18 protein-coding genes and 1 tRNA gene are annotated in these 21,865 nt (G+C 34.9%); 9 read left to right on the top strand and 10 right to left on the bottom strand.

Going from position 1 to position 21,865, the window contains the following annotated elements; genetic code table 11:
- From GXM17_RS17420 to GXM17_RS17425, 3 genes are read left to right on the top strand one after another with little or no spacing between them, the layout of a single operon-like run.
- Nucleotides 1–285, top strand: coding sequence for a hypothetical protein (locus tag GXM17_RS17420; protein WP_163400671.1), 285 nt, complete (start codon nucleotides 1–3; stop codon nucleotides 283–285).
- A 60-nt stretch (nucleotides 286–345) separates the two neighbouring features.
- The gene (locus GXM17_RS21590; protein ID WP_167522127.1) at nucleotides 346–510 is read left to right on the top strand and encodes a hypothetical protein; all 165 of its coding nucleotides are present in this window, start codon (nucleotides 346–348) and stop codon (nucleotides 508–510) included.
- A gap of 2 nt (nucleotides 511–512) precedes the next feature.
- On the top strand, nucleotides 513–2,063 hold the full coding sequence (locus GXM17_RS17425) for a recombinase family protein (protein ID WP_244307435.1): 1,551 nt from the start codon (nucleotides 513–515) through the stop codon (nucleotides 2,061–2,063).
- On the opposite strand, the gene GXM17_RS17430 is transcribed toward GXM17_RS17425, so the two are convergent.
- Nucleotides 2,023–2,095, bottom strand: a tRNA-Met gene (locus GXM17_RS17430). The two genes, GXM17_RS17425 and GXM17_RS17430, sit on opposite strands and share 41 nt — an antisense overlap.
- 117 nt (nucleotides 2,096–2,212) lie before the next feature.
- On the opposite strand from GXM17_RS17430, the gene era reads away from it, so the two are divergent.
- The 3 genes from era (at nucleotide 2,213) to GXM17_RS17445 (ending at nucleotide 7,723) form a co-directional block, all read left to right on the top strand.
- Entirely contained in the window at nucleotides 2,213–3,094 is an 882-nt protein-coding gene (gene era / locus GXM17_RS17435) for a GTPase Era (RefSeq protein ID WP_163400672.1), read from the top strand.
- Between the two features lie 386 nt (nucleotides 3,095–3,480).
- Nucleotides 3,481–4,791 carry a ribosome biogenesis GTPase Der gene (gene der, locus GXM17_RS17440; protein WP_163400674.1) on the top strand — a complete coding sequence of 437 codons (1,311 nt, stop codon included), beginning with the start codon at nucleotides 3,481–3,483 and terminating at the stop codon, nucleotides 4,789–4,791.
- A gap of 154 nt (nucleotides 4,792–4,945) precedes the next feature.
- Complete coding sequence (locus GXM17_RS17445) at nucleotides 4,946–7,723, top strand: outer membrane beta-barrel protein (protein ID WP_163400676.1); 2,778 nt, start codon at nucleotides 4,946–4,948, stop codon at nucleotides 7,721–7,723.
- A 130-nt stretch (nucleotides 7,724–7,853) separates the two neighbouring features.
- Here the strand turns inward: GXM17_RS17445 and GXM17_RS17450 are convergent, their stop codons facing one another.
- From GXM17_RS17450 to GXM17_RS17485, 8 genes are all read right to left on the bottom strand, one after another.
- Complete coding sequence (locus GXM17_RS17450; protein ID WP_163400677.1) at nucleotides 7,854–8,597, bottom strand: DUF2490 domain-containing protein; 744 nt, start codon at nucleotides 8,595–8,597, stop codon at nucleotides 7,854–7,856.
- Nucleotides 8,598–8,756: 159 nt separating this feature from the next.
- The gene (locus tag GXM17_RS17455) at nucleotides 8,757–11,324 is read right to left on the bottom strand and encodes a TonB-dependent receptor (RefSeq protein WP_163400679.1); all 2,568 of its coding nucleotides are present in this window, start codon (nucleotides 11,322–11,324) and stop codon (nucleotides 8,757–8,759) included.
- A 249-nt stretch (nucleotides 11,325–11,573) separates the two neighbouring features.
- Nucleotides 11,574–11,987 carry an RrF2 family transcriptional regulator gene (locus GXM17_RS17460; RefSeq protein ID WP_163400681.1) on the bottom strand — a complete coding sequence of 138 codons (414 nt, stop codon included), beginning with the start codon at nucleotides 11,985–11,987 and terminating at the stop codon, nucleotides 11,574–11,576.
- Nucleotides 11,988–12,149: 162 nt separating this feature from the next.
- Complete coding sequence (locus tag GXM17_RS17465; protein ID WP_163400683.1) at nucleotides 12,150–12,980, bottom strand: TPM domain-containing protein; 831 nt, start codon at nucleotides 12,978–12,980, stop codon at nucleotides 12,150–12,152.
- A 3-nt stretch (nucleotides 12,981–12,983) separates the two neighbouring features.
- Entirely contained in the window at nucleotides 12,984–13,421 is a 438-nt protein-coding gene (locus GXM17_RS17470; RefSeq protein WP_163400684.1) for a TPM domain-containing protein, read from the bottom strand.
- A gap of 27 nt (nucleotides 13,422–13,448) precedes the next feature.
- A complete protein-coding gene (locus tag GXM17_RS17475) occupies nucleotides 13,449–14,033 on the bottom strand; it encodes a LemA family protein (RefSeq protein ID WP_163400686.1) in 585 nt (194 codons plus the stop codon).
- Nucleotides 14,034–14,066: 33 nt separating this feature from the next.
- Nucleotides 14,067–14,399: a MerR family transcriptional regulator gene (locus GXM17_RS17480; protein WP_163400688.1), complete on the bottom strand. Its 333-nt coding sequence runs from the start codon at nucleotides 14,397–14,399 to the stop codon at nucleotides 14,067–14,069.
- 46 nt (nucleotides 14,400–14,445) lie between these two features.
- A complete protein-coding gene (locus GXM17_RS17485; protein WP_163400689.1) occupies nucleotides 14,446–15,423 on the bottom strand; it encodes a M23 family metallopeptidase in 978 nt (325 codons plus the stop codon).
- A gap of 262 nt (nucleotides 15,424–15,685) precedes the next feature.
- Here GXM17_RS17485 and alaS point away from each other — a divergent pair, with 262 nt between their 5' ends.
- Together alaS and GXM17_RS17495 are read left to right on the top strand one after the other, a co-directional pair.
- Nucleotides 15,686–18,322 (top strand): alanine--tRNA ligase, encoded by a 2,637-nt coding sequence (gene alaS, locus GXM17_RS17490; RefSeq protein WP_163400691.1) that lies wholly within the window; start codon nucleotides 15,686–15,688, stop codon nucleotides 18,320–18,322.
- A 107-nt stretch (nucleotides 18,323–18,429) separates the two neighbouring features.
- Entirely contained in the window at nucleotides 18,430–18,807 is a 378-nt protein-coding gene (locus tag GXM17_RS17495) for a GxxExxY protein (protein WP_163400693.1), read from the top strand.
- 57 nt (nucleotides 18,808–18,864) lie between these two features.
- Here the strand turns inward: GXM17_RS17495 and GXM17_RS17500 are convergent, their stop codons facing one another.
- The gene (locus tag GXM17_RS17500; RefSeq protein WP_163400695.1) at nucleotides 18,865–20,610 is read right to left on the bottom strand and encodes an ABC transporter ATP-binding protein; all 1,746 of its coding nucleotides are present in this window, start codon (nucleotides 20,608–20,610) and stop codon (nucleotides 18,865–18,867) included.
- 135 nt (nucleotides 20,611–20,745) lie between these two features.
- Here GXM17_RS17500 and GXM17_RS17505 point away from each other — a divergent pair, with 135 nt between their 5' ends.
- Nucleotides 20,746–21,705 carry a GSCFA domain-containing protein gene (locus tag GXM17_RS17505; RefSeq protein WP_163400697.1) on the top strand — a complete coding sequence of 320 codons (960 nt, stop codon included), beginning with the start codon at nucleotides 20,746–20,748 and terminating at the stop codon, nucleotides 21,703–21,705.
- Nucleotides 21,706–21,865 lie beyond the last annotated feature (160 nt).

Below are 21,865 nucleotides of genomic sequence, written 5' to 3' on the forward strand. Positions count from 1 at the left end.
ATGGAATCGTTAAACCCCCTATCGGATTTCTTTTCTGCGATTGAAAAAGACTTTCGAATAAGTACCACTCATATTGCGATTTATGCAGCATTACTTCAATATAGAGTTAACCTTGGTTTTGTTAATCCAATTCAGGCTTACAGACATGAAATAACAGAACTTGCTAAAATATCTTCTCCTTATACATATCATAAATGCATCAAGGAATTAAGTGACTATGGATATATCAGGTATGAGCCATCTTTTAAAAAGAATGAGGGGAGCAAGATTTATTTTACAGTATAAGATAACACTAAAAATGACTAAAAGCCCTTAGAAGGGCTTTTTCTATTTATATCTATAAACATGCAAGATGAAAAAGAAAAAGTAAGTGGAAAAATTACTCCAGAGAAAGCTATGCAAATGTTGCGCTCTGAAGGATTGGATGTTACAATTGAAGAAGCATCCGAAATTTTGGATTTTTTAAGGAAAATGGCTAATATAGCCGTATCTAAATTTTTGAGATTATGAAAATGATAGCTGATCTATATATTAGAGTAAGTACAGATGAACAGGCAGAGAAAGGATATTCTCAGAGAAATCAGGAAGAAGTGCTCCGTAAGTATTGCGATTTAAATTTCATTGAAATACGAAGTGTCATTTTTGAAGATCATTCAGCAAAGACTTTCGATAGACCTCAATGGAAGAAGTTTCTGCTTAATTTGAAGAAGCATAAAAATAAAACAAATTTAGTTTTATTTACAAAATGGGACAGATTCAGCAGAAATGCTGGTGATGCATATCAGATGATAAGTGTTTTAAGAAAACAAGGTGTTGAGCCACAGGCTATAGAGCAGCCACTTGACCTTTCTGTTCCTGAGAATAAAATGATGCTTGCTTTTTATTTGGCCGCACCTGAAGTAGAAAATGACAGAAGAGCTCTCAATACTTTCCATGGAATGAGAAGAGCAAGGAAGGAGGGTAGATATATGGGTATTGCTCCTGCGGGTTATATCAACCGCGTAAAACAAGATGGAACAAAGTATATAGCATTTGATGAGCCTGAAGCATCTATTTTGAAATGGGCTTTTGAAGAGCTTTCACGAGGAATTTTTAACACTGAGCAAGTTCTTCATATGGCAAAAGAAAAAGGACTCAAAGCAGGTAAAAACCATTTTTGGAGAGCGATTCGTAATCCTTTATACTGTGGAAAAATAGCTGTTCCTAAACACAAAGATGAAGAATTCATGTATGTAAAAGGGCAGCATGAGGCCTTAATATCGGAAGTATTGTTTTATAAAGTACAGGATATTCTTGATGGTAGATCAAAAAAATATCTACCTAAAGTAGTTGCGGCGAAGCCTTTTCCGTTACGAGGATTTTTTAAGTGTCCCGATTGCGACAAAATACTCACTGGTAGTATTTCGAAAGGGCGCCATAAATATTATCCTTATTACCATTGTAGTGCAGGGTGCAAATTCAGGATAAATTCAGATATGGCCAACGAGGTATTTATTAATTATTTAAAGCAATACGTTCCAATTCCAGAAATTAAAAGCTTATATACATCGTTATTATGTGAAGTTTACAAGGAACAGACAAAAGATGTTTTTGAAGAACGAAATAAAGTCATAGCACAGCTTAAGGATTATGAAAACAGAATGGCACATGCCCGTGATTTACTTTTATCCAAAGACATAGAAGCATCCGATTATAGAGAAATGAAATCTGACTATGGAGATATAATACAGAGGCTGGAACTAAAATTAACTGGGCTTGAAAAGGATAGTAAAGATGTGGAGAAGCTTTTAAATAATGGTGTAGAGAATCTCTTAAAGCTTAATGAATGTTACGATATTGGTAACTGGATAGAGTCAAGACACTTAATTGGTTCTATTTTTCCTGAAAATTTCACAATTTTAAAAAATGAGTTTCGAACCGCTAGGGTTAATGAAGTAGTAGCTCTAATATATGTGATAAACAGTGTTTTATCTCTAAATAAGAAAGGGACAAAGAAGAATTTTTCCTCTTTGTCCCGTCAAGTAGCGGGAACAGGACTCGAACCTGTGACCTTCGGGTTATGAGCCCGACGAGCTGCCTACTGCTCTATCCCGCGATGTTTCGGGTGCAAAGATACGCCCATTTTTTAGATTTCCAACGAAAACTTTAAAAAATGTTTTATTTTTTGTATTGACTTGATATGACTACCTTTGCGGTTTAAAATAATACACAAATGTCACACAAAGCAGGATTCGTAAACATTATCGGAAATCCAAATGTTGGAAAATCAACCCTGATGAACGCCTTCGTTGGAGAACGGTTATCAATCATTACCTCAAAAGCCCAAACTACACGTCATAGGATTTTAGGAATCGTAAACGGAGAAGACTTTCAGCTGGTTTTGTCTGATACTCCCGGAATCATCAAACCGGCTTATGAAATGCAGGAATCGATGATGAACTTCGTTAAATCGGCTTTTGAAGATGCTGACATTTTAATTTACATGGTCGAAATAGGGGAGCAGGACTTAAAAGACGAAGATTTTTTCAAGAAAATTATCCACGCTAAAATTCCGGTATTACTGCTGCTAAATAAAATCGACAATTCGAATCAGGAACAATTGGAACAGCAGGTTGCTTTTTGGAAAGAAAAAGTGCCCAATGCGGAGATTTTCCCAATTTCAGCTTTGCAGAATTTTAATGTACCGGAAGTTTTCGGAAGAATCATTGAATTATTGCCGGAATCTCCTGCCTATTATCCAAAAGACCAGTTAACAGATAAACCGGAGCGTTTCTTTGTAAACGAAACCATCCGTGAGAAAATCTTATTGAACTACAGCAAAGAGATTCCGTATGCGGTTGAAATCGTGACAGAAGAGTTTCATGAAGACGAAAATATTATCAGAATCCGTTCGGTAATTATGGTCGAACGCGACACGCAAAAAGGAATCATCATTGGTCATAAAGGTGCAGCTTTAAAGAAAGTAGGAACCGATGCCCGTGCTGATTTAGAGAAATTCTTCGGAAAACAAATTCATATTGAATTGTATGTAAAAGTGAACAAAAATTGGAGAAGCAATGCTAATATGCTAAAACGATTTGGTTACAATCAATAGTTTTAATGGTTTCAGGTTTCAAGTTGTAAATATGAGATGGGAAAGGAGAACCAAATTTCCTTATGAACTTGAAGCCTAGCCCTGATAGAAGTGGAAATCCTTTTTTATTGTTTTTTCTACAATAAAAAAGATTGTAACGGATAGCAGGAAATTGCTCCTAAAAAAATAATTAATTTTTAGTTTTAAGTCAAAGTTTTAAAACCTGAAACCTGAAACCTGAAACAAAAACAATAAAAACAGAGGTACTTAGAAACTTAGCAGCTTAGCAGCTTTTTTTAACTACCTTTGCAAAAAATTTAAATAAGGCATTTTAGATTTATAATTTACTGTGATTTAGTTAAAAACGAAATCTGAAATTGTGAGTCTGAAATCTAAAATTCAAAAAAATGAATAACATTGTTGCGATAGTAGGAAGACCTAATGTAGGGAAATCAACCCTGTTTAATAGGCTGATACAAAGAAGAGAAGCTATTGTAGATTCAGTTTCCGGGGTGACCCGCGATAGAAACTATGGTAAAAGCGAGTGGAACGGAAAAGAGTTTTCTGTCATTGATACAGGTGGATACGTTCGGGGGTCTGATGACGTTTTCGAAGGGGAGATCCGTAAACAGGTTGAGCTTGCTATCGACGAAGCCGATGTTATTATTTTTGTGGTTGATGTTGAAGAAGGAATTACACCAATGGATGAAACGGTTGCTAAATTGTTGCGTAAAGTAACGAAACCTGTTTTATTGGCTGTAAATAAGGTTGATAACGCCATGCGAGAAAAAGATGCAGTGGAGTTTTATAATCTTGGTTTAGGCGATTATTACACATTTGCGAGTATTTCAGGAAGCGGGACTGGGGATTTATTAGATGCTTTAATTGAAGCTTTTCCGGAAAAACCAGAGCCTGTTAAAGAAGAAGTAGTTTTGCCTCGTTTTGCAGTTGTAGGTCGTCCTAATGCAGGAAAATCGAGTTTTATAAATGCACTTATTGGTCAGGACCGTTTTATGGTTACTGATATTGCAGGAACTACCCGTGATGCGATTGATACAAAGTTTGACCGTTTTGGTTTCGAATTTAATTTGGTTGATACTGCAGGAATCCGCCGTAAAGCAAAAGTAAAGGAAGATTTAGAATTTTACTCTGTAATGCGTTCTGTTCGTGCGATTGAACATGCTGATATTTGTATTTTGGTGATTGATGCAACACGCGGATTTGAAAGTCAGGATCAAAATATTTTTTGGCTGGCAGTAAAAAACCGAAAAGGAGTGGTGGTTTTGGTAAACAAATGGGATCTGGTAGAAAAAGATACGATGTCTTCTCGTGACTATGCCGAAAAAATCAAAAAAGAATTAATGCCATTTACAGATGTGCCCATTTTGTTTGTATCCGCATTAACCAAACAACGTTTGCTGAAAGCGTTGGAAACTTCAGTTCAGGTTTTTGAAAACAGAAAACAAAGAATTTCTACTTCAAAATTCAATGAATACATGCTGAAAGTTATCGAATCTTATCCGCCTCCAGCCACAAAAGGAAAATACGTGAAAATTAAATATTGTATGCAATTGCCAACAGATACGCCGCAATTTGTGTTTTTTGCGAATCTGCCGCAATATGTAAAAGAACCATACAAGCGTTATTTAGAAAATAAGATTAGAGATAATTGGGATTTTGCAGGAGTGCCGATTGACATTTATATCAGAGAAAAATAAAGTTTAAAAGTCCCGGTTTTTCGGGACTTTTTTTATGCTTCAAATTAAATCCTAAAATTGGAAGGTTATAAATGGTACACTATTTGAATAAATGTGAAAACCACAATTAAACCTTTTTATTTTTTTGTGGTCTAATCAGCTTAACCAATTTTTTATGACCAGATTATATTACGTTTTATTTTTTTTAATTTTCGCTTATTCTGCTAATGCTCAGAATGATATAGTTCTTAAAGGTACCGTACTTGATATTAATACACAGTTGCCGGTCGAACTTGCTACGGTTTATTTTACCACCATTAAAGATTCCACAGTTATTGATTATGCTACAACAGATAAAAACGGTTTTTTTAGGTTAAATACAAAAAAACTGGATCAGCCGGTTTTTCTTAAAATAAATTATTTAGGATATCAAACTTATACCGAAGAACAAAAGGGACTTTTGGAAAGTAAAGATTTTGGTAAATTATATTTGCTTGAAAGTGTAAATACTTTAAATGAAGTAATTGTTAAAAGTGAAGCGCCGCCAATCCGGATGAAGCAGGATACTTTAGAGTATAATGCGGCTTCTTATAAAGTTCGTCCGGATGCAAACGTAGAAACACTATTAAAACAACTGCCTGGTTTTGATATCGATGAAGCCGGAAAAATGACTGTTAACGGAAGAGAAGTAAATCAGCTGCTGGTAAACGGGAAACCCTTTTTTGACAGGGATGGTGCAATCGCACTGAAAAATTTACCTGCCGAAATTATTCAAAAAGTTCAGGTGTCTGATTTTAAAACAAAAAAAGAAGAATTATCCAAACAGGAATCCACATCAGATTATTCGAGTATCAACCTAACAATTGATGAAAAGAAAAACAAAGGTTATTTCGGAAAAATTCTTGGAGGATATGGCTCTGATGATCGGTATGAAAGCAGTCTGATCATGAATTTCTTTAATAATAAACAGAAGATAAGTATTTTGGGTTCTTCCAATAACATCAATTCGACTGGTTTTGCCCAGGATGAAGTATTTGATAATATGGGTGGAGGAAGAAACAGTCAGGGCAGCGGTGGTAATACCGGGAGAGGAATTACGCAGTCTAACTTATTGGGAATAAATTATTCTGATGACTGGAATAAAAATCTGAGTGCCACTGGGAGTTATAATTTTGATAATAAAATTAATAATAATGAGAGTACAGTTCGTGAAACCAGTATTTTGCCAACCGGAAACAATTATACAGAATCAAATTCGAAAACCAGAAATGAGAGTACGGGTAATAAAGCCAATTTTGAATTAGAATATAAAATTGACCCGACAACACGTCTTGTTGTTACTCCAAATGTAAGTCAGACACGTTCTAATTCAAAATCAGATTCTTTCAGTAAAACTACTAGAGATGATGCAGATGGAGAGATTTTAAATACAAGCGAATCACATCCATATAAAGAAAACACGTCAACCAATTTCTCAAATACAATCAATTTTAATAAAGCTTTCGAAAAAAAAGCCAGAAATGTCAGCCTTGTTTTTACCAATAATAATTCAGGTACGGATTCTGATGGTATAGTAGACTCAGAAACAATTTTGTACAAGGACGAAGGTGCATTTTTAGATAAGAGGAAACAAAAAACAAAAGGACGAAATGTCTCAGATTCCTATTCTTTGGACCTTGAATATACAGAGCCCATTACAGATTCTTTGAGAATAAGATTTGGAACCGATTTTGACTGGCAAAACACGTCAAACGATTTGAAAACTTATAATAATGATGACGAATCTGAATTTTATGGAACTCTGGTTGATTCTGTAAGTAATTATTTGAGTTCGAAGCGAAACTCGATAAGTCCAAAAGTAGGTCTTACTTTGAAAAAAAATAAATTTACATTCAACCTGAATTCGAGAACTGCCATTATTGATTTTGACAATCATTCGTTATATAGAAACAATTCAACCGATTTAGAAAAAAGATATGCGCTGCCTTTTGCAAATCTTCAGCTGCGATACAAATTCAGCAGGTCCAAATTTTTTACTTTCAAATATGATTATTCAAATGCACTTCCGTCAACGACTCAATTAATGCCAGTTGTAGATTTGAATAATTCATTAAACACGGTTACCGGAAACCCAAATTTGGATCCGATTGAAAAAAACAGTGTAAATTTTGATTTTAAGAATTTTGACTTCCGGACACGTTCGGGGTATAGTTTATATATCAGGGGTGATTATTTCAATAACGATGTTGTGTCAACTTCTATTTTTGATGATGAGACAGGAAAAAGATTTACAACTTATATCAATATTTCGGGAAATTATAGTGCTACAGTCGGTGGAAACTGGACTCAGTCTATAAAAAAAGACGCTCATACGCTACGATATGGTTTAGGTTTAAACGGTAAGTATTCTTTTGACAAAGGATTTACAAATGCAATTTTATACAATGCTAAATCTACAGCAATTTCGCCAAAAGTATATTTTACCTATGAATATGGCGAAATTCTAACGATTTCTCCTTCTTATGGATTTTCGTATAATCAAACAAAATATGAAAACACATCCAGAGATGCAACTTCAAATGTGGTGCATAGAGCCAATTTGCAAACAACAATGTACTGGCCGGCAAACTTAATTTTTGGAAATGATTTTGGATACACCTACAATTCGAATCTTTCAGATGATTTCAAAAAAGATTTTTACCTGTGGAATACCAGTTTATCGTATGGTTTTTTAGATAAAACATTATATGCTAAAATAAAAGTCTATGATGTTTTGAATCAAAATCAAAGTGCAACCAGAAGTATTTCTGCAACCTCAGTTCGTGATGAAGAAAGTACTGTTTTAAAGCGTTATGTGATGTTTTCTTTGGCCTATAAAATCGGAAATTTTGCTGCTGAAAAAGGTTCGAAAAGAAGAGGGGGAGACCGTGGAGGAAGAGAAAGGGAAGATTAATTTGGAATTTTAATCTTAATCAAAATTTAAAACAAAAATATAAACTCCGGATTAGCCGGAGTTTTTTTATTACCTGCTCCTAGTGACTTACAATATCGGAATTTGGAATTTCAATAATTGGAATTCGGTTCTACGATTTTATTTTACGATTAATTCTATGATAGACAGTAAAACGAATAATATCACGATCATAAAAATCAACACCACTTGCACGTCTCTGGAAGCTTTTCAGATAACCTAATTCCACGCCAATATTTGGGTTGAAGTGATAGCGTAATGCAGCATAAATTCGATTTTGGTCGAAAGTATTTTTCTTGTTGTCTTTTCCGTGATTGAATAAAATTTCATCAGAGATGTTGCCTTTTAAGTTTCTTTTTTCTTTCTCCCAAAGTGTAAAAGTCGATTGCAGGCGATATCTGAATCGGAAAGAAAAAGAAAATTCGTTTAATAATTCGGTTTTGGTTGCTTTTTGTATAAATCGTTCTTCAAGCTGAAAACGGTTATGGAAAGTAACTTTTGCGAGCTCATGAATAAGGGTAACATCCTGTTGAATGCGATATTCGGGAATTGAAAAATCAGGGTCTGATAGAGGAGTTTGCGTATTTATGCTAAAATAAGTAAATCCACTGCCTGTGTCAACATGCTGACTGGCACGGTATCTTCCCTGAGTCCTGAAAACAAAAATATTTTGGTGAATAGGATCTACAAAACTCCGGTTGTCAATTTCAGAATGGAGAGACCATTTCTCAGACAGGGGGAAAATATTGTAATACCTAATCCATGTCAGGGTTTGGTGTTCAATGTTTTTTTTGCTTTGCGCTAAAGAAAACTGATTAATAAATGCTAGAAAAAGTATGAATTTTAAAAATTTCATTTGTGCCTTAAATTCAGGCTGCGAATATATACAAATGGCAGATAATTTTGGGCAGAATAAAATTGTTTTAAACTCTATTTTGTGAATTTAAAAATAAAAAAACGAGATGCATTTTATAAGTGCATCTCGTTTTAACCAAATTAACTACTTAATTTTTTATTATAGCGAATATTTTAAAGTAATTCCATATGTTCTTTGATCTCCTAACACAGCTGCATAATGTCCTGCATTCCCACCAGCTGGTAATAATTGTTCATAATAATCTTTGTTAAAAATATTACGTCCCCAAAAATGAACCGATAATCCTTGTGATGCACGGAAACCTAAACGGGCATTAAAAATTGCATACCCAGGAACTACTAAGTATTTTGAAGCCGACGGGCTTGAAGAAAATTCAGATCTGGCGTAAGAATCTATTCCAAGGAAAATTTTTCCAGCATTCCCAAAGAATCTTGCATTATCCGAAAGTTCACCGCCTAAAGATCCTGCCCATCTTGATACACCCGGTAAATCAGTTCCGGAAACATCGGTATAAGCTACCTGGACACCATTTTCAACTTTTCCTGTATCTTCTAATGGAAGCGGTGCATTGGTAAATTTAACATATATACCTTCAGTATAAGTTGCAGCTGCATTTACTGTTAAATGTTTACTGAAAACAAAGCTGGCATCCAGTTCAGCACCTCTTACACGTACTTCATCAGCATTTGCCAGATATCCACGGTTTACACCAAGTTCAGCTGCCTGAACATTGGTTTGATAGTCTTTTATATTAGTATTAAAGAACGTTAAGTTGAAGATCGAGTTTTGAAACGGAGCTGTTTTAACTCCAACCTCATAATGATGCACTTTTTCAGGCTTAATTACTGCAAGTCCGGTCATTGGCTGTCCTGTTTTTGAGTCTGTCGGAAGTCCTGCTACGTTAACTCCAACAGGTTTGTAACTTTTAGCGTAAGTCCCATAAATATTAATTTTATCTGAAGCCTTATAAGTAAGCGTTATGTTTCCGGAAAAGTCAGTTTTATCTGTACTTGAGTCAAACGCCTGATCTGAATAAACCAATTTTTTTAATGCTAATAATGCAGGATCTGTTGTTTGAAGACCTCCGTATGTTTTACGTGCATAATGTGCATCTTTTTTGTCAAAGTTATATCTTAGGCCTGGCAAAAGGTGGAAACGATCTGTAATCGCCCAGTCAATCTGACCAAAGACTGCAGCACTTGAAGCTCTGATTCTGGCATCAGTTGTTATTCCGTATCCTTCAAAAAGACCAGGGGTTTTCCATAATGGGCTGGTAGTACTTTGAGAGAATCTCCACTGTGCATTACCTGATTCTTCAGTACCGTCTGTTTGCGATGTCTGGTCGATAAAGAATACTCCTGCCACACCACTAATTTTAGATGTAAGCTGACCAGCATAACGAACTTCCTGAGTTATTTGTGTCTGTCTTGTTGGGTTTTGTGATTTTGCCAAAACCTGTAATCCTGTAAAATCCCTGTCATTTGACGGATCCCAGTTCCAAAAACGCCAGGCAGTTGTTGATGTTAAAGTTCCGCCCCCAATTTTTGTGTCAACGTTAAGCGATACACCTCCCATGTCTTGTCCTGAACGCCAGGGTGTATCCTGATCCATTTTACGGTCAAAAGCGTTTCTGGTTGGTAATTCATAGTTTAAATCGGCAATAATAGCATCGAATTGACGATAAGCAGCTCTTTTGGTGGGTGCAACACCGGCTACTACCTGAGCATATCCGTCTGGACGCTGTGTTGTAATATCAGCAGCAAATATAATGTTCGTGTTTTCTGATGGGGTATAAAGCAATTGTCCCCTAATTCCCTGGTTGTTTAAAGTATTTGTAGCTCTTCCTGTTGCAATATTGTCAACTAAGCCATCACGCTGTGTGCCTGAAAAAGACAAACGGCCGGCTATTTTTTTTCCTAGAGGACCTGTAACAGAAGCTTTCGCCTGAAGGAAAGCATAGTTTCCATAGCTTACTTCGAAATCAGCTGCTGAGGTAAAACCTGGTTTACGTGTTGTGATGTTAAAGGCTCCAGAAGTAGTATTTTTACCAAATAATGAACCCTGTGGTCCACGTAATACCTCGATTTGCTCAACATCAATAAAGTCTAAAGTTGTGGCTGCAGGACGGGCATAATAAACACCGTCAACATAAAAACCAACACCCGGATCGATACCATCATTAGTAAGTCCGTATGGGGAGCCTAGACCGCGAATATTGATTCCTGTATTTCGTGGATTGGATGAATATAATTGTACAGATGGAACCAGTTCTTTTATACGATTTACGTTAAAAGCTCCGGCTTGTTCAGCTTGTTTACCTGTGACAACTGAAACTGCAATTGGAATATCCTGAGCTTTTTCTATCCTTCTACGTGAAGATACAACAACTTCAATAAGTTCATTTTCTTCTTTTAAAGCTAGTTCTAAAACGGGTACAGGCAAGGTTGTTACTTCAACCTCAATAGTTTTATAGCCTACATATTGTACTAAAAGAGTAAAAGGAAGTTTTTTGCCATTTGAATCAAGACTAAATTTTCCACTCTCATCTGTAACAGTGCTTATAGTTGTTCCCTTAATAACTATGTTGGCAGCCACTAAAGGCTTCTTTTGTGAATCTGTAATTGTACCTTCAATGTTTTGTGCAAATGATATTGAAAAAGCTAATACTGATAGTATTGTAAATAAATTTTTTATATAATTTTTCATATTTATATTATGTATATGTGATTAGTAGAATTTAAATTAAAATTTTTTTTACCAACACATGCACATGAAAGAATAACTGATTTTCACTTCACTTAAATTTGTATTATTACTTTTTTCCAAAAGATTTTTCGAGGCATAAGACTTGCTTAATTTTACTTTCATCGGTCAAAAATTTGTAAATGATTTATTGATTATTTCGGCAAATATATATAAAATCTATCAATATAGTAGAGTTTTGAAAAATATTTTTTATTTTGTAATCAATGAAGCGATAGTAATGTTATGCATTGCCTTTAAAGTTTCATCACGAATAATCATCAAACCGTGACGCAGGCTGCATTCTTCCTCGGTTTTACAATCTAAGCAGCGTTCATAAAAATTTAAAGAAGCACAAGGCAAAAGTGCAATTGCCCCATCAAATAAACGATGAATTTCGGCTAAAGTAATATCATTTTTAGATTTTATCAGATAATAGCCGCCGAATTTTCCCTGCTTGCTGCTTACAAAACGACCTCGTTTAAGGTCTAATAAAATTTGTTCCAAAAACTTTTTAGGAATATTAGCACCTTCAGCAATTTCTATAGTTTTAGAAATGTGATTTTCGTCTTGTTCGGCTAAATAAAGTAAGGCCTTAAGGGCGTATTTTGCTTTATGTGATAACATCTGTTTTTTTAATTATGAATTCTGAATTGTAAATTGTGTAATTTAAATCTTACTTGTGTTGGGTTAGCATTTCTTTGTCAGGGTGAGCGGAGTAGAAGCCACGCCTTGTTTGAAACCTGAAACCTGAAACCTGAAACCTGTGAATCAAAAGAAAAAAAGTATTTACCAGCCACCGCTTGAACCTCCACCGGAGAATCCGCCTCCGCCAAATCCTCCACCGAAGCCACCGCCGCCAAAACCACCTCCCGATGATCCACCGCCGAAGCCTCCAAATCCGCCTCCGCTGCTTCTGCCAAGGCTGCTTAGAAGAATCACATCCATCAGGCTGGGACCTCCGCCACTATTGCCTGAATTTCCTCCTCCGCCTCGTTTGTTTCGGGAGAGTAAAATTAACACAATTACAACAATAATGATAAATGGAAGTATAGGGAAATTTTTGCCTTTGCTTTGTTTGCGCTCGCCTTTAAATTTTCCTTTAAAAACATCAATTATTGCGTCTGTTCCTTTATCAAGGCCATTATAAAAACTTCCTGCTTTGAACTCTGGAATGATGATATTTCGAATTATGGTTCCGCCAATTCCGGCTGTTAAGCGGTCTTCAAGACCATAACCCGGATTAATTGCGATTTTCTTTTCGTTTTTAGCCAATAAAATAATTACACCATTATCATCTTGCTTCGTCCCTCCAATACCCCAGGTTTGTCCCCACTTTGTGGCTAACTGACTTACATCTTCTCCTTTTAAACTTTCAATTGTAATAACCACAATTTGGGTTGTGGTAGAATCAGAATAACGAATTAGTTTTTCTTCCAGCTGTGTTTTTTCGGATGCACTTAAAACATTCGCATAGTCATAAACTGAGGTTTGTTTTGCAGGTATTTTTGGTATTTCAAACTGTGCAAAAATACTATTACTAACAAATAGTGCTATTAACAATAAGGTAAACTGAAAAATTCCGCTGGAATTTGATATTTTATTTTCGGAAATTTTCATTATTTATCCTTTTGATATTTCGTTAGATAATTCGTTTGCATCGCCTTCAGACCAAGGGAAATACTTTTTTAACTGCTCACCGGCATTTAAAATTCCGTCAACAATTCCCTGTTTGAATTTACCGGATTTGAATTGTTCTGCCATTTTGTCTTTGGTGCAATCCCAAAAATCGTCGGCTACAACATCGTTTATGCCTTTGTCCCCGCAAACAACAAAATGTTTATCATCAACTGCAAAATAAAATAAAACACCATTCTGAAGCTGGGTTTCATCCATTCGTAATTCATGAAAAACTTCTAAAGCCCTGTCAAAAGGAACTTTAGAAGTTGTTTTCTCTATATGAACTCTAATTTCGCCAGAAGTATTTTTCTCAGCCATGCGAATAGCTTCAACAATTTCCTGCTCTTCTTCTTTGGTTAAAAAATCTTCTACTTTTGACATTTCAATTGTTTTTAGAGTTATGTTTTTTTAGAATTTTACTTCAACTGGTTTGTCTGCTCCTGTAGAAGCTTCAAAGTATGGTTTTTCTTTGTATTCACTCAGGAACCAGCTATTAGGGATTTTTAGAATATATCCGTTATAAACCTGAACAGATTCATTAAAACGTGTTCTGGCTGTTAAAATCTGGTTTTCAGTACTTGCTAATTCATCCTGCAATTTAAGAAAGTTCTCATTCGCTTTTAATGTAGGATATTGCTCCACAGAAACTAGTAATCTTGATAATGATGATGATACACCGCTTTGTGCCTGATTGAATTGAGCTAATTGTTCAGGAGTTACATTGCTTGGATCAACAGTAACAGAAGTCGCTTTTGCACGGGCTTCGATTACCGCCGTCAAGGTTTCTTTTTCGAAATTTGCAGCGCCTTTTACTGTATTTACTAAGTTCCCGATAAGATCATTACGTCTTTGGTAAGCTGTTTGTACATTTCCCCAATCTTTATTTACTGCCTGACTGTGCTGCAAAGCCGTATTTTTAATTCCAATTGACCAAAATGCGATAATTGCAATAAGTGCAACAATAATTCCTACGGGGATTAACCACTTTCTCATATTTTTTAAATTTAAGTTTATTTCAATTTTTAATTACAATTCGTTTTTTATGTCTGTTAATTGTGTTTTTATGGTTTCTAATTTACGTATTATTTCGAATTTATCTAATGTTTTCTTCTGACCCTCTTTTAAATGTGTTTTGGCTCCTTCAAGTGTGAAACCGCGTTCTTTGACCAAATGATAAATCAATTGTAAATTTCTTATATCCTCAGGCGTAAACATTCTGTTGCCTTTAGCATTCTTTTTGGGTTTCAGAATGTCAAATTCACTGTCCCAAAATCGTATCAAAGAGGCATTGACATTAAAAGCCCGGGCAACTTCGCCAATGCTGAAATATCTTTTATCTTTAGAAAGTTCAATATGCATGATCTTTAATTTTCTTTTTTATTCAAACTTACTAATTTTTACAGTATTAATCTAATGATTGATTTTCCTGATTAGCTAAATGTGAAATCGCAACATATTCTACAGCCGAAATATTTCCGTAATAAAAATTCAACGGATTCACGACTTTTCCGTCTTTATGCACTTCATAATGGCAATGCGGGCCTTCGGATCTTCCTGTGCTTCCAACGTATCCAATCACATCGCCACGTTTGACACGTTGTCCGGGTCTGCAGTTGTATTTGCTTAAATGCGCATACAAACTCTCATATCCAAAACCATGCCTGATGACTATATGGTTACCAAAGCCTGATGCCGAATTGTCAGCTCTTGCCACAATGCCATCTCCGGTAGCGTAAACCGGGGCTCCCGTATTAGCAGTAAAATCCATTCCGTTATGCATTTTTCGTACTTTCGTGAAAGGGTCGATTCTGTATCCAAAACCGGACGCCACCCGTTTTAAATTTTCATTTTTTACTGGCTGAATGGCAGGAATTGCTGCCAGAAAATTCTTTTTTGTACTGGCCAGCTTTAAAATGTCATCTAATGATTTTGACTGAATTGCCAGTTGTTTAGAAAGCTGATCAATTCGTTTGGTGGTATTTAGTACCAACTGCGAATTATTATAGCCTTCTAAATCCTTATATCTTTTGATGTCTTTGAATCCTGCTTTTCTAATTGAATCCGGGATTTCGGTTTTGTTGAAGTAAGTTCTGTAAATATTATTGTCCCTGTCTTCCAAGTCCTCGGCTACTTCATCAATTTCATCCATTCTCTTGTTTAAAATGGCGTATTGTAATTTTAAATTCTCGATTTCCCTTGCCTGTAAACGATCTTTTGGCGTTTCAAAATAGGGAGTATTAATTAATACCACAAATATTAAAAAACCGAACAATGCCGAAGCCAGTAAAAACAGCAATCCGTAACCAATTTTGATTCTCTTTTTTGTTTTTATTTTCGTATAAGCCAGATTTTCTGAGTCGTAATAATATTTTACTTTCGCCATATTTTAAAATACCCTATTTTTGCAGCTTGTAAAATGAGTTGGCCGAACAAAATAACTAAATGTTTCAGTTGTCCGGGCTTTTTTCAAGAACTAAATTAAATAGATAATTGGGCAATTAGATAATTAGATAATGCGCAAAATAAGGAATTTATTGTTTTAAATTTTGAGTTTTTTAATTTCAGTTTTAAAATAAATGCATCATCAAATCAACTAAATTATCTAATCATCTAATTTTCAAATTGACACATTTTCTAATTATAATATGAAATCACAAGACGTACGTAAACAATTTTTAGATTTTTTTAAAAACAACGGACACTTAATCGTTCCGTCGGCTCCTATTGTACTTAAAGATGATCCGACCTTAATGTTTAATAACTCCGGAATGGCCCAGTTTAAAGAATATTTCTTAGGAAACGGAACACCAAAAAGTCCAAGAATAGCCGATACGCAAAAATGTCTTCGTGTTTCAGGAAAACATAACGATCTTGAGGATGTAGGTTTTGATACTTATCACCATACGATGTTTGAGATGCTGGGAAACTGGTCTTTCGGGGATTATTTTAAAAAAGAAGCTATTAACTGGGCCTGGCAATTATTGACAGAAGTTTATAAAATTCCAAAAGAGAATCTGTATGTTTCTGTTTTTGAAGGCAACGCCGAAGAAAATGTTCCGTTTGACCAGGAAGCCTGGGATATCTGGAAAACTTTAATTGACGAAGACCGTATTATCCTTGGAAATAAAAAAGATAATTTCTGGGAAATGGGAGATCAGGGACCATGCGGACCATGTTCTGAAATTCACGTTGATTTACGTTCTGAAGCCGAAAAAGCTTTGGTTACAGGAAAAAGTCTGGTAAATAACGACCACCCGCAAGTAGTTGAAATCTGGAATAACGTATTTATGGAATTCAACCGTAAAGCAGACGGATCTCTGGAAAAACTTCCTGCACAGCACGTTGATACCGGAATGGGATTTGAGCGTTTGTGTATGGCTTTGCAAGGAAAAACATCAAATTACGATACGGATGTTTTTACACCGCTTATCGAAAAAGTAGAGCAGATCACAGGTTTAAAATACACGTCTGATGAAGTTAAAAATATCACAGAAGAGCAAGACAAAATTAATATTGCGATTCGTGTTGTGGTAGATCACGTTCGTGCAGTAGCATTTGCAATTGCAGACGGACAATTGCCATCTAACACGGGTGCAGGTTACGTAATTCGTAGGATTTTGCGTCGTGCAATTCGTTACGGGTTTACATTTTTAGGTACAAAAGAGCCTTTTATCAATAAACTGGTTGAGGTTCTGGCAAACCAAATGGGAGAATTTTTTCCTGAAATCAAATCACAGCAGCAATTGGTAACGAATGTGATTCGCGAAGAAGAAGCTTCTTTTTTAAGAACACTTGATCAGGGATTGCAATTGTTAGAAAATGTTGTTGCTGAAACTTCCGGAAAAGAGGTTTCTGGAGCCAAAGTTTTCGAATTGTACGACACATTTGGTTTTCCAAAAGATTTAACGGCTTTGATTCTAAAAGAAAAAGGATTCGCTTATAACGAAGAAGAATTCGAATCTGAATTACAAAAACAAAAAGCGCGTTCCCGTGCCGCTTCTGAAGTTTCTACGGAGGACTGGAATGTTTTAATTCCAGGAAATGTAGAAACGTTTGTTGGCTATGATAAAACAGAAAACGAAGTAAAAATTACACGTATCAGAAAAGTGGATTCTAAAAAAGATGGTATTTTGTACCAAATCGTTTTAGACAACACGCCATTTTATCCGGAAGGAGGAGGACAAGTTGGAGATAAAGGAACGCTTGTTTCTGCAAACGAAACGATCGAAATTATCGATACAAAAAAAGAAAACAACTTAATACTGCATTTTGCAAAACAGCTTCCGGAAAACATAGAAGCAGGTTTTGCAGCAAAAGTGAATACAGATTTAAGAACATCAACTTCAAAAAATCACTCGGCTACGCATTTGATGCACTTAGCTTTGAGAAGCATTTTAGGAAAGCATGTGGAGCAAAAAGGATCGTTGGTAAATCCAAATTACCTGCGTTTTGACTTTTCTCATTTCAGTAAAGTTTCTGATGAAGAAATTAAGCAGGTTGAAGCTTCTGTAAACGCGCAGATTGAAGCGCAATTGCAATTAGTGGAGTACAGAAACATTCCGATCAAAGAAGCTTTAGATAAAGGTGCAATGGCTTTGTTTGGTGAAAAATACGGAGACAATGTCCGCATGATTGAATTTGGTGAAAGTAAGGAATTGTGTGGAGGTATTCACGTAAAAAACACGGCAGATATCTGGCATTTCAAAATTATTTCTGAAGGTGCAGTTGCCGCGGGAATTCGACGCATTGAAGCAATTACCGGTGATGCAGTGAAGAATTTCTATGTAAATCAGGAGAATACTTTGGCTGAAATAAAAGAAACACTTAAAAACCCGCAGGATATTTTAAAATCTGTTGCTTCGCTTCAGGATGATAATGCTAAACTGAAAAAACAGGTTGAGCAATTACTTAAAGAAAAAGTAAATGCTTTAAAATCGGAATTAGAGAAAGATTTTAAAGAAATAAACGGCGTAAATTTCCTTGCAAAACAAGTAGATTTAAGTATGGCCTCTACTAAGGAATTAGCGCAGGCTTTAGGAAGTTCAAAACCAGATTCGTTTGTGTTTTTAGCTTCTATTGAAGATGGTTTACCAAATATTCACTGTTATATTTCTAAAGAATTGGTTGCAAGTAAAAGCTTAAATGCGAATGCAGTTATCAAAGAATTAGGAAAATACATTGAAGGAAACGGAGGAGGACAGCCTTTCCTCGCTTCCGGAAAAGGAAAAAATGCAGCTGGAGTTGCAGAAGCTCTAGTTCGCGCAGTCGATTTTGTGAAGTAAGTTTTTTTATTTCGCGCAAAGACGCAGAGTCGCAAAGTTTTTATAAGCTTTGCGATTTTTTTGTTTTATAATTGTATATTTGTAGGTTTTTACTTTAATTTGTGCAAGTGACTGAAAATGAAATCTCGGCTATTGTAGTTGATGTTTGTTATAAAATGCATGTAAAACTTGGACCTGGTTTGTTAGAATCAGTTTATGAAGCAATTCTATTCTACGAATTAGCTAAAAAAGGATTATTTGTAGAAAGGCAAAAAATACTACCCGTTATTTGGGATGAGATTAAACTTGATATTGGTTTTAGAGCCGATTTAATAATTGAGAATAAACTGATTTTAGAAATTAAATCAATTGAAAAAATCACAGAAGTTCATGCAAAACAAGTGATGACATATTTGAAAATTACAAACATCAAATTAGGTTTGTTGATAAATTTTAACGTGCCTTTGATTAAGTTTGGTATTACAAGAATTGCTAACAATCTTTAGAGAAAAAGATATATAATCAAAAACTTTGCGGCTCTGCGCCTTTGCACGATTAAAAAATCACTTTCTTTCCCCAATCTGCTGACGCCACATAGCATAATACAAACCTCTTTCTGCAATTAAATCATCATGCTTGCCATTTTCGATGATTTTTCCCTGTTCTAAAACAAAGATTCTGTCAGCGTGCATTACGGTTGATAATCGGTGAGCAATTAAAACTGTAATTCTGTTTTTGTCGGATATATTACGAATCGTTGCATTAATTTCCTCTTCTGTAATAGAATCCAGAGCAGAAGTAGCTTCATCAAAAATCAATAAATTTGGATTTCTTAAAATTGCCCTTGCGATTGACAAACGCTGTTTTTCACCACCGGAAACTTTTATTCCGCCTTCTCCAATTGTCGTGTTTAAACCATCTTCGGCACGAATTAATAATTTTTCGCAACTGGCTCTTTTTAAGGCGTCGTGTAATTGTTCGTCGGTCGCGTTTGGTTTTACGAACAATAAATTTTCACGAATTGTTCCTGAGAATAATTGGGCATCCTGAGTTACAAAACCCAATTGTTTTCTTAGGTCTAACAAATCGATTTCAGTAGAATCGATATCATTGTAGAGCACCTTGCCTTCAGCAGGAGTATATAATCCAACTAATAATTTAACCAAAGTTGTTTTTCCGGAACCGGATGGTCCCACAAATGCTACAGTCTGACCTTGCTTGATTTCAAAATTAATATTTTCAACAGCTTTAAATTTAGCCGTTTTATGTTGGAAACTTACATTCGAGAATAATAAAGACTGAATTGCTCCAACATGTTTTGGGGTTTTGGGGCGAAATTCTTTTGGAGCATTTAAAAGAACCCTGAAATTTTCCATTGAAACTTTGGTTTCGTTAAGCACTATTATAAAGTTACCTAACTCCTGTAAAGGTCCAAAAATGAAAAAGGTAAAAAATACCATCGTCAATAAATCACCCACAATAATTTTTCCTCCAAAAAGAAAATAATATAATGTAAAAACAACGCAGGTTCTTAAAAAGTGAACCGTTGTGCCCTGAATAAAACTCAAACTTCTGATGAAACGGACTTTTTCTAATTCAAGATGAAGGATTTTAAAGGTGTTTAAGTTCAGACGCTTTTCTTCCTGATAGGTTAATCCAAGACTTTTTACCAATTCAATATTTCTTAAACTTTCAGTCGTAGATCCGGCTAATGCGTTAGTCTGATTAACAATTTTTCTTGAAACGATTTTTATTTTTTTGCCAAGATAAGAACTGACCAAAGCAATAATTGGAGCCGTTACTAAAAAGATAATAGAAATTCGATAATCAATTCTTGCGATATAAATAATGACGAATACAAAACCGATAATAGTCTGAAAAATTAGTGAAATCGAAAGCGTAATCAGTTTTTCAGAGTCAGAACGCACTTTGGTCAGTTTGCTTAAAGTTTCACCGCTTCGCTGATCTTCAAATTCGGCATAAGGTAAATCGAGTGATTTTTTAATTCCGTCAGTGTACATTTGGGCACCAGTTCGCTGAATCACAACGTTGGTAAAATAATCCTGAAAGTTTTTGGTGATTCTCGAAATCATCGCAGCACCAAGGGAAAGTCCGAGCCAGAAAGATAATGATTTGATAAAACCATTCACATTTCCGTCATATTTATGCAGGCCAACGCCACAGTCCTGCATCAATTTACCGGTAATAATAGAGTCTGACAAGCTGAAACAAATGTTTATAGTAGCCATAATCAAAGCAAAAAATAAAAGCATTTTATGTTTGATTATGTAGGAGTATAATAATTTCATAGTGAGTTATAAATTAAAAAAGAGGGAGTACAAAAATACAAATAGCGAGGCTTTGTTTAGCAAATGTTATTGTATTTAAAAGTTAATTTTTTTGTTTATACGAAATTGGCGTAATTTGTTTTAAAACAAAGTAAGATGCAATTCAGAACCCAAATCCCAATATCAAAAAGTAACATTCCAATCGATTATAATTCGAAAGTACTTTCTGTAGGTTCCTGTTTTGCAGAGAACATGGCGGCTAAATTCGATTATTTCAAATTTCAAAATGAAACAAATCCGTTTGGGATAATTTTTAATCCGGTTTCAATTGAAAAAGTTTTCAGTAGAATTTGTGAGCAGAAATTATTTGAAGAAAAGGATGTTTTTTTTCACAATGAGCGCTGGCATTGTTTTGAAGTGCATTCGGATTTAAGCAATTCGGACAGGGAAGAATTGCTGGAAACATTGAACAAAGTTATTGCTGAAACTCATAAAAAACTTCAGGAAGCAACACATATAATTATCACATATGGAACTTCGTGGATTTACAGAACTATTGAGAGCGCTCAAATCGTTGCCAATTGCCATAAAGTACCACAAAAGCAATTTTCAAAGGAATTATTATCAGTTGAAATCATTCAAAAAAGCATTCAAAATACAATTGAACTGATTCAGAATTTAAATCCAAATATAAAATTCATTTTTACTATTTCTCCGGTTCGTCACATCAAAGATGGTTTTGTAGAAAATCAACTAAGCAAATCACATCTATTTACCGCCCTTCATCAGATCTTAAAAACTCATAACCCACAACTTACAGCTCAAAACTATTTTCCTTCATACGAAATCATGATGGATGAACTTCGGGATTATCGTTTTTACAGCGAAGATATGCTTCATCCCAATCAAATTGCTATCGATTATATCTGGAAGCTTTTCAGCGAAAATTATATTTCTCAAGACAGCTTTTTTATAATGAAAGAAGTTGATGAAATCCAGAAAAGCCTCGGTCACAAAAGTTTTAATCCTGAATCGGAACAACATTATAAATTTTTGAATAAGCTACAATACAAGATAAAGTCAATTAATGAAAAGCTGCCAAATATAAAATTCTGATATTCCTTCCACATTACATTAATACAACTTCTTAAGTAGAAATTAACTATTTAGAGTGGAATTTTAGAATAATTGCACATAATTATGTAAATTGTTAAAGCGTAAATTTTTACATTTTTGTAAAATGTATAATTGTGTTTTATCACAAAATTTATTTTAA

The sequence above is a fragment of the Flavobacterium fluviatile genome, assembly GCF_010645065.1.
Lineage (GTDB): Bacteria > Bacteroidota > Bacteroidia > Flavobacteriales > Flavobacteriaceae > Flavobacterium > Flavobacterium fluviatile.